Raw genomic sequence first — 10,366 nt, 5'->3', positions numbered from 1 at the left:
ATTGCTTATTATCAAATGTTAATTTGATTGTTCATTATCAAATATTATTTGATTGTTCATTATCAAATGTTAATCTGATTGTTAATTATTAAATATTAATTTGGTTATATTGTTAGTCAAATATTATTTATTCATCTTTTATATTTATTTATCTTTATTTCGTGTTATTCTTATTTTATTCTCATATAAATCTAAATTTTTTTATCATGGATTTAAAACATATATTAAAGTTCAATAAATTAAATATTAATAAAATTACATTCATATGCTTTAATTCATCTTTTTCTATAGAAATATGTGCATATAGCACAAAAATATTATATTGGTGTATTGGACATAATAGGTATATAAGTAAATATACTATGGATTTCCAATATTAAGCAGTTATATAATGAATTAATTGTTTATAATTTTTATTAGTATATATTTATTATAATGGTTAATTAGAATATCTTATTAGGATTCTTATTAAAATATTTTATTAATATAATTTAATTAGGATATATTGTAGGTTAAATAATATTATTTTTAAATGATATTATTTAATATAAAATTAAATTTAAAAATTTTTATATGGGAGGTTTAATTTGTCACAACAAGCATCAGAACTCTTTGATAATTTTCAAGAATTGACACCTTCAGAGTTCTTTAGAAAAAATAAGCAGATGTTAGGGTTCACTGGGAAAATTAGGTCTTTAACAATTGTATTTCACGAACTTATAACAAATAGTTTTGACGCAGCAGAAGAAGCAGGTATTCTTCCTGAGATTAAAATTGATCTTAAAAAAGTAGATAGGGATCATTATATTCTCAGACATTCTGATAATGGACCAGGAATACCTGAAGAGTATATAATGAAAGTTTATTGTACTATGTTTGCAGGTTCTAAATTTAGAAACATTCAATCAAGAGGTCAACAAGGTTTAGGATGTAGTGGTTGTGTTTTATTATCTCAAATGACTACTGGTGAGCCTGCAAGAGTAAAATCTGCATGGAAGGTTGATGGTGAACTTAAGGGAGCAGATTTAGAATTTAAAATGGATGTTAAAAAGAATAGGGGAATGCTTTTAAAACGTAAGGATTATGAACCAAAACATACTGGGGTGTGTATAGAGCTCGAATTTAAGGATGTTTCTTACTCTTTAGCTGAGCAAGGAGCATTTGAGTATATTAGAAGAACAATGATTGGTAATCCTCATGCAAAAATCACTTTTCGTGACCCAACTGGCCATAACTATATTTTTAACAGAGCTGCAGATATGGTTCCAATACTTCCTAAAGAGGTTTTGCCTCATCCAATGGGGATAACTGCAGATGATTTAATATTCATGGCTAAACATACTGATAAAAGAAGATTCAGAAGTCTTCTTACAAGTTCTCTTTCAAGAATGTCAAATAAAAGAATAGCTGAAATTGAAGAATTGACAGGTATAAATTTAAATAAAAGACCAAAAAACATGAAATGGGAAGAAGCAGAATCTATTGTTGATGCATTCTCTAAAATGGATTTTATGGCACCTCCAACATCAGGTCTTATTCCTATTGGAAATGAACAAATTGAAGATGGTATGAAAGAGATTTTAAAACCTGAATTTATCGCTGCAACTACAAGAAAGCCAGTTACTTATAGGGGAGGAGTAGCTTTCATTATTGAGGCAGGAATTGCTTATGGTGGAAATTCTGGAAGGCTTGTAAATGATCAAAGAAAATCTGAAATCATGAGATTTGCAAATAGGGTTCCTTTATCTTTTGATCAGGGTAGCTGTGCAATTACTGAGTCTTTAAAAAGTATTGATTGGAAAAGATATGGTTTAAGGGATTTGGAAAACACCCCTATTACAATATTTGTTAACATGATTTCTACTCAGGTTCCTTATTTATCAACTGGTAAACAAAGTATTGCTCCAGAGCCTGAAATTCTTCATGAAGTAAGACAAGCTACAATGAAAATAGCTAGAAAACTTCAAAAATATTTAAGAGCTAAAAAAGCAGCTAAAGAAGAAGCAATGAGGTCTAAAATATTTGAAGATTATGTTCCTATTATAATTAAAGAATCTGCTAAGCTTGCAGAAACTGAGGTTCCAGAGTTTCAAGAAGTTTTAGCTAAAGTAACCAGAAGATCTCTTGCAGAATTACTGGGTGAAAATCCAGACAAAGCTGAAGAAGAAGTTGAAGAAGAATTTGCATCTAATATTGATAATGCTATTGAAAATGATAGTGATAAATCAAAAAAAGTAGCTAAATCAAAAAAAATAGATAGGTCGCAAAAGATAGATAAATCACAACAAACATTATAATTATGGAATAATTGGAGGATGAGTTAATTGTCTGAATCAAAAGATAATAAAAATTTATCAAGAAAGGAACTTTCTTATAATAAACTTAAGGGGTTAGGTGAGGAGATAATTGAGGATGTTGTTAAAAAAGACATTCCTTCTTTAAAGGTTCCATCTCGTGGCACATCTAATATTGTATATGATGATGCTAAGCGTTATTTTGTTTTAGGGGATAGATATGGTAAAAGATCCCTTGGCAATGTGAAACAAATTAAAAAAATAGGGCAAATGGTTCAAGTAGCTAATTTTTGTAAAGATTTAGTTCAAAGAGAAAAAACAGCTACTTTAAGGGAGATGTATTATGTTAGTGAAGGTTGGGGAATTGGATTTGATAACCAGCAGGAATCTAACATTGTTGGAGAAGATATTGAAGTAACCTTAGGAATGAGTCGTGAAGACTTAGGTTTAATGCCAGAAGAAGATGGGGCTTCGGTCTATGGAAATATCGTTTTCCAAGAAGGAGATATTGAAATTAATGCTCTAAAATCAGGAAAATCTGGATATACAATTTCTCCTACTATCGATGAAGTAGACTTCCTTGACCATGATGTTGAAAGAGTGATAGCTGTTGAAACTATGGGGATGTTTCATAGGATGGTTCAAGAAGAAGCTTATAAAAAATTTAATACATTGATTGTTGGGCTTAAAGGACAAGCTGCAAGAGCTACAAGGCGATTTTTGAAAAGAGTAAATGAGGAACTTGATCTACCTGTTTATATATGTAATGATGGTGACCCTTGGGGTTTCCATATCGCTATGGTTATCATATCTGGAAGTGCCAAACTTGCGCATGTTAATCATGATTTAGCTACTCCAAATGCTAAATTTTTAGGGGTTACTGCATCTGATATTGTTAATTATGAACTTCCAACCGACCCATTAAAGGATATTGATGTTTTAAGGTTAAAGGAATTAGCTAATGACCCAAGATATAGGGATCCAACTTGGCAAACTGAAATTAAAAAAATGCTTAAAATTGGTAAAAAGGCAGAACAACAATCTTTTTCTAAATATGGGCTTGAATATGTTGTAGATACATATTTCCCAGAAAAATTGGAGTTATTAAGTTAATAAATAACTTCTCTTTTATTAATCTATTTCTCATAATTTTTATTTTATTCTTCTTTATTTTTATTTTTATTTTTCTTTATTTTTTTTATTAATCTATTTTTATTGATTTTTATTTTATTTTTCTTATTTTATCATAGCCTTTTACTTTAATTAATTTAATTATTTATTTTCATTATTTGATTCATAACCTTAAATTTAATTCTAATATTAATTTTTCTATATTTTTAATCTATCAGATAAAATATAGATAGACTTATTATACTAATCTGATAAAAGTTTAATATACACATGATAAAAAATAAATAAAATTAATTTAATATATTTTACTAGATTATACATAATTTTTTGGAGATTATTTAAGATGAAATCAGTAGCTATTAATGGATATGGGACAATAGGAAAAAGAGTAGCTGATGCTGTTTCAGCTCAAAATGACATGAAAGTTGTAGGTGTCAGTAAGACCAAACCTGATTTTGAAGCTAGAATGGCCGTTGAAAAGGGTTATGATTTGTATATAGCTATTCCTGAAAGAGAAAAACTTTTTAATCAAGCAGGAATTGAAATAGCTGGTACTGTTGATGAGATGATATCTGATACAGATATTGTAGTTGATTGTACACCGGGAAATGTAGGACCACAAAATCTTGAAAAATATAAAAAAATTGGCGTAAAAGCTACTTATCAAGGTGGAGAAGATCATGAGCTCACTGGCCTATCTTTTAACTCATTTTCAAATTATGATGACTCTTATGGTGCAGAATATTCTAGGGTAGTTTCATGTAATACTACTGGACTTACACGTAGTTTAAAACCTATTGATGAACTTTGTGGAGTAAAAAAAATTAGAGCAGTTATGGTAAGGCGTGGAGGGGATCCTTCTCAGGTAAATAAAGGCCCTATAAATGCAATTGTACCTAATCCTCCAACAGTTCCTTCTCATCATGGACCTGATTTAAAAACTGTTATGTATGGTGTAGATATCACCACTGTTGCACTTCTTGTTCCAACTACTCTTATGCATCAGCATAATTTGATGGTGGAGCTTGAAAATGATGTATCGTTAGATGATGTTATTGATGTTCTTGAAAATAGGTCTAGGGTTCTTTTATTAAATGCAAATGAAGGTTTAGGATCAACAGCCGAATTTATGGAATATGCTAAGGAACTTGGAAGAAGTAGGAATGATTTATTTGAAATTCCAATATGGAAAGAATCTCTTAATATTGTGGATGGTGAACTTTTCTATATGCAAGCTGTACATCAAGAATCTGATGTTGTTCCTGAAAATGTGGATGCAATAAGGGCTATGTTAGAATTAGAGTCTGATAATGAAAAATCTATAGAGAAAACTAATAAAGCTATGGGAATTTTATAAATTTCTATTTCTTATATAATTTTTTTTATTTATTATTTTGTAATTATTTTATTTTTTTATTTTTTATTATAAATTTTGTAAAGGGTAATATGAAACCTAAAGTTATTTTTGGACCTGCTGGAAGACCAATTGATTATAAAGGGGCTGCTTATAAAGCATCGGAATATATAGCTAATGAAGGTTTAATGGCCTATGAATATCAAGCAGGAAGAGGACTTAGAATTGGTGAAAAATCGGCTAAAATATTAAAAGAAGATTCAATTAAGGAAGATATTCTTGTATCAATTCATGCTCCTTATTATATTAATTTATCTGCTGTTGAAGAAAAAAAATTGGAAATGTCTATTGAGACATTAATGAAAGCTGCTCAAGTTGGAGAATGGATGGGGGCTTATAGAATTGTATTTCACCCAGGATATTATTCCAAAAACAAACCATCTGATGCATTAGCTATAGCAAAAAAAATCTGTGAATACTCTTATAGATAAACTTGAGGAAAATGGAATAAAAGATTACACTTTTGCTCCTGAAACTACTGGTAAAAGATCTCAACTTGGTAATATAGATGAAATAATAGATTTATGTTCAAATTTTGACTGCTTTGAACCAACTATTGATTTTGCACATATTCACGCCCGTGGAAGAGGTTATATTCAGAAAAAAGAAGATTATAATTGTGTTTTATCTAAATTAGAGGAAAGTCTTGATATAGACCGTTTGCACTGTCATTTCACAAGAATTGAATATACTGGTGCAGGTGAAAGAAAACACCATACCTTTGAAGAGGAAGAATATGGTCCTGAGTTAAAATGGCTACTTGAATCTTTTATAGAAAATGATTGGAAAGCTACAATAATATGTGAAACACCTTTGCTTGATAAAGATGCTTTGAAAATGAAAGAGCTTTATGAAAATTTGATTATTTGATTAAATTTTTAAATATAATATTTTTATAATTATTTTTTATTATATTTCTTAATTAGCATATATTTAGCTCAACCTAAATTTTATATGTTATTATATTCAAATATATTAACAATAATAAAAATTTTATTTAAAAATTTTAATAAAAAGGTGATAAAAATGAATATAGAAGAAAATTCTCTTCCTCTTTTAGGGGATGATTTTCCAAAATTGAATGTGCAAACAACTCATGGTATGATGAAACTGCCTGATGCATTTGAAGGAAAATGGTTTATTTTATTTAGCCACCCATCAGACTTTACACCGGTTTGTACTACAGAATTTGTATCTTTCCAGAAAAACTATGGGGAATTTAAAAAGCTTAACTGTGAATTGATTGGTCTTAGTGTTGATCAAGTGTTTTCACATATAAAATGGGTTGAATGGATAAAAGATAACCTTGATGTTGAGATAGAATTTCCAATAATTGCAGATACTGGTGTGGTAGCTAGTTCTTTAGGAATAATTCATCCTGGAAAAGGAACTACTACTGTCAGATCAGTCTTTGTTGTAGATAATAATGGTAAAATTAGGACAATACTTCATTATCCTCAAGAAATGGGAAGGAATATAAAGGAAATTCTCAGAATCGTTAAAGGTTTACAGACTGGTGACAAAAATAAAGTAGCTATGCCAGCTAATTGGCCTGAAAATGAAATTGTGTCTGATGAAGTTATTATCCCTCCTATACCAACTATGGATGCAATAAAAAAAAGAAATAAACAAAGAGAAAATGGTGAAATTAGTGGTTATGATTGGTGGTTCTGCCATAAAAAGTTGTAAATAACCATTTTTTAATTATCTATTATTTATTTATTATTTATTTTTTTTATTTTACTTATTCTTAATTTCAGAAATATAATATTATTTGCACTTATTTTTTAGATTAATTTTTCTAATTAAATCATAAAACAATTCAAATTTTTGCTTGTTTTTTCATTATTTCGGCGATACATTTATATATTATAAATTAGAGAATATTAAACTGTAATAGGCTTAGGTCTATTATAAAAATTAAAAACATAAATGTGGAGATGTGATTAATTATGAAAAAAACTGAATTACCAATTGCACCAGTTGCAAGAATCGTAAAAAATGCAGGCGCAGACAGAATTAGTGAAGATGCAAAAGAAGCATTAGCTGAAGCTTTAGAAGAATGTGCAACCACTGTTGCTCAAAAAGCTGTTTCCTATGCAAAACATGCTGGTCGTAAGACTGTTAAAGCTGAAGATGTAAAATTAGCTGTCAGCTCTTGCAAGTGCTAAATTTTATAACTTAGGATGAGTTAAATACTTTGTATTTAACCTTTCTTTTATTTATTTTTTAAAATATATTAGATTAATATAAAATATACTATTTTTTAACAATTTTTAAATGAATATATAATTATAATATTCATCTGTAGATATAATATTTCTAATTGGTATAATATTCATATATGGATATAATATTCATCATTTGTATAATATTCCTCATAGCTATGTATTAAATGCTTATTATTCCTATTTAATGCTTATTGTTTTTATTCTTATTTTTATTTGATTGATAGTTATTTCTATCTTTATTTAAAACTTTAATCTTATTAATTTTAGATTTTATTTCATTAATTTTAGATATATTAACTTTTAAGAACTATTTTAAATATATTGATAATTAATATAATCAATTTTCTGTTATATGTTTTTTAGATTTATATAAATATCAGATTTATATATAAGATAAATTTATTATCTTTTATTCAATTATAAATATAAAATTACAATCACCTAAAAAAATTTAATAATTAAGTTCTTATACTTGTAATTTCAAATGTAATATTATTAGAAATATATTTATAAAGTATGTTAATTATGAAGTATATTGATTATAGGTTATACTAATTATATAGTATGATATTATTTTTATTTAATAGGTGAACACTTGAAATCTAATAATAAAAAACATGAATCACAGATAACATGTAATAAATCAAAAAATATTAAATCTGAATCAAAAAAAGAAGCTAAAAAGGTTATAATTCAGAGTGTAGGATATCCTTTCAACTTCCCTCTTATGGAAGCTCATAACTTAGAAATTTCAGATAAAAAATTATTTGAACATTACTCTAAAGAACAATGGTTAGGCTGTGATGTAAAAAAGGGATCTTATTTATTTGACCAAAAAATACTTCCTGATTATGGATTTAAAGTATTGGAAGCTTTTCCAGATGCTTCGATTATTGGAGAAAACACTTCTATTATATTGAAAACTGAAGAAAATATTGTTAATGATATCAAATCTATTTCAACTGATATAACTTTAAATGATATAATAGGTCAAGAAAAAGCAAAGAATAAATGTAAAATTGTAATGAAATATTTAGAAAACCCTGAAAATTTTGGTGAATGGGCCCCTAAAAATATTTTATTTTATGGTATTCCTGGTACTGGTAAAACCATGTTAGCTAAATCATTAGCCAATGAACTAAATGTTCCATTGTATTTGATAAAAGCAACATCATTAATTGGTGATCATGTTGGTGATGGTGCACGTCAGATTCATGATCTTTTTGAAATGGCTAATAAAACATCACCTTCAGTAATTTTCATTGATGAAATCGATGCTATTGCTTTACATAGGAAATTTCAATCAATACGCGGAGATGTTTCTGAAATTGTAAATGCTCTTTTAACTGAAATGGATGGAATTAATGACCATGAGGGAGTTGTTACTATCGCTGCGACTAATAATCCAGAACAACTTGATTACGCTATAAGAAGCCGTTTTGAAGATGAATTTGAATTTGTTATGCCTTCTTTTGAAGAAAGAGTAATAATGATTGAAAAATTTATTAGTACTATGCCATTTGAAGTTGAAGTTTCTTCTAAAAAACTTGCTGAAATGGCTAAAGGGATGTCTGGAAGAGATATAAAAGAAAAATTGTTAAAATCTGCACTTCACAGAGCTTTGTATGAAGACAAAGAAAAAATTGAATTAAAACATTTTGAAGATGGATTAAATAGTTATAAATCTAAAAATGAAAGCAATAAACATATGTTTGCATAAATAGGTTTATAAAATTTATTTGTTTGTTTTATTTTTAATATATTTTCCTTTTTATTTTTTAATCTATTTGTATGTTTTATTCTTAATTTATTTATATTATTTTTAATTTATTTTTATTATTTTTTATTCATTATAATTATTTTTATTAATTATAATTATAATTATAATTTAATGTATTATATTAAACAGTAGCTAAGAAATAATTAGTTAGTTTCTTATTTTTGTTTAACATTTTTTCATTTTTTTTTAACAAATTTTATATAGTATCTACCATAAATTAATATTTGGTCATTTATTATAATGAACACTCAAACGTTTTTTGCGATTTATCATGAATCCAATTCAACCGGACAACCTCTTAATTATAATAAAATGACCAAAGAAGGGATAAAATTAATAAATCAATTTTTTGATTCTTTTTTAGTATCCCTTCTTAAAATCACCATATTAATTTTAATTTTAGTTTTTTTATAAAATTTTATTTATATTTTTTCTAAATTAATTAATTTTATTATAAAATTATAATATTAAATAATAAAATTATCAAAATAAATTAAAAAAATTATAATTTGGATAAAATTTAAAGATAAGAAATAATAATTAAATTTTAAAAAAATATTAAAATAAAAAAAATATTAAAATGAGATATATAAAATAAGAGATATTAAATAAGAGATATTAAATAAAAATTAGCGAAATAAAAAATATATAATTAAGATTTTTTATTCACTTTCTAATTCTTCTTTAAAATTTAGCTCAATAGCTTTATTTATAGGTAACCATGTAACTTCTTTATCTCCATACTCAATTTTTAATAGTTGATCAGTAAGTTCAATGGTTTTAACAATTTTATCAGGATCAGGCTTTATTCTAACATCACTAACAATTGTTTCCATAGGGGTTCCAACAATAAAATGCCTTGCACTGTTTTGATATACTACTTCAATTCTTTTTAAAAACATCTTCATGCCTCAAGTTATTTATATAATAAATATACTATTATATATGTATTTTATAGTACAAATAGATTTTTATATAAATAAACTAAGCAGTATAAAAATAAAAAATAAAAAGTATAAATTTATTGTAAAAAAAATTATTAAATAAAATTAAAATATATAATTATAAATGAATTATATTATTAAAAAATAAGATAATTATAATATAATTTATTAGCTATTGTAAAGTAAATTATATTTATTAGCTATTGTAAAGTAAATTATATTTATTAGCTATTGTAAATTATATTTATTTTTGAATTCTTCTTCTAAAGTATTCCAAATATCTTGATTATTACATTTTGAATCGAGTATTTCTACAAGATCTTCCATCATATTGGTACTTCCAATATCAACAAAATAATCATGGGCTAATATGCTCCAACTATAATATTTTTCTTTATCATCAATAGGATTAGTCAAAAGAGACATTAATTCCATTCTTAAATCATTGAAAAACATTCCTAATCTAATATTTTTTCTAGTTATTACTCCAATTTCTTGTTTATCTTCTTCACTTAACATAATATCTCTCTTTTTAACTATTGTATTTTTTTTATATTGATACTAATTTTATT

At 26.2% G+C, this 10,366-nt stretch carries 8 protein-coding genes and 1 pseudogene; 7 read left to right on the top strand and 2 right to left on the bottom strand.

Annotation, left to right across the window (positions count from 1 at the left end; translation table 11 throughout):
• Positions 1-587: 587 nt before the first annotated feature.
• From top6B to Q0087_RS02770, 7 genes and pseudogenes are all read left to right on the top strand, one after another.
• Positions 588-2,297, top strand: a complete 1,710-nt coding sequence (top6B, locus tag Q0087_RS02800) for a DNA topoisomerase VI subunit B (RefSeq protein ID WP_297898151.1) — start codon at positions 588-590, stop codon at positions 2,295-2,297.
• 27 nt (positions 2,298-2,324) lie between these two features.
• The gene (locus tag Q0087_RS02795; protein ID WP_297898150.1) at positions 2,325-3,407 is read left to right on the top strand and encodes a DNA topoisomerase IV subunit A; all 1,083 of its coding nucleotides are present in this window, start codon (positions 2,325-2,327) and stop codon (positions 3,405-3,407) included.
• A 361-nt stretch (positions 3,408-3,768) separates the two neighbouring features.
• Positions 3,769-4,782 carry a phosphorylating glyceraldehyde-3-phosphate dehydrogenase gene (locus Q0087_RS02790; RefSeq protein WP_297898149.1) on the top strand — a complete coding sequence of 338 codons (1,014 nt, stop codon included), beginning with the start codon at positions 3,769-3,771 and terminating at the stop codon, positions 4,780-4,782.
• A gap of 89 nt (positions 4,783-4,871) precedes the next feature.
• Positions 4,872-5,709, top strand: a pseudogene (locus Q0087_RS02785) (TIM barrel protein).
• Between the two features lie 156 nt (positions 5,710-5,865).
• Positions 5,866-6,528, top strand: a complete 663-nt coding sequence (locus Q0087_RS02780) for a peroxiredoxin (protein WP_297898148.1) — start codon at positions 5,866-5,868, stop codon at positions 6,526-6,528.
• Positions 6,529-6,791: 263 nt separating this feature from the next.
• Positions 6,792-7,010 (top strand): histone family protein, encoded by a 219-nt coding sequence (locus tag Q0087_RS02775; protein ID WP_297898147.1) that lies wholly within the window; start codon positions 6,792-6,794, stop codon positions 7,008-7,010.
• Between the two features lie 655 nt (positions 7,011-7,665).
• Positions 7,666-8,790: an AAA family ATPase gene (locus tag Q0087_RS02770; protein WP_297898146.1), complete on the top strand. Its 1,125-nt coding sequence runs from the start codon at positions 7,666-7,668 to the stop codon at positions 8,788-8,790.
• Between the two features lie 722 nt (positions 8,791-9,512).
• Here the strand turns inward: Q0087_RS02770 and Q0087_RS02765 are convergent.
• Positions 9,513-9,752 (bottom strand): hypothetical protein, encoded by a 240-nt coding sequence (locus Q0087_RS02765; RefSeq protein WP_297898145.1) that lies wholly within the window; start codon positions 9,750-9,752, stop codon positions 9,513-9,515.
• 270 nt (positions 9,753-10,022) lie between these two features.
• Positions 10,023-10,313: a hypothetical protein gene (locus tag Q0087_RS02760; protein ID WP_297898144.1), complete on the bottom strand. Its 291-nt coding sequence runs from the start codon at positions 10,311-10,313 to the stop codon at positions 10,023-10,025.
• Positions 10,314-10,366: the final 53 nt, after the last annotated feature.

It is taken from the genome of uncultured Methanobrevibacter sp., assembly GCF_937881195.1.
Lineage (GTDB): Archaea > Methanobacteriota > Methanobacteria > Methanobacteriales > Methanobacteriaceae > Methanobinarius.
The sequence above is the reverse complement of the archived record's forward strand: the minus strand, read 5'-3'. Positions and strand labels throughout refer to the sequence as shown.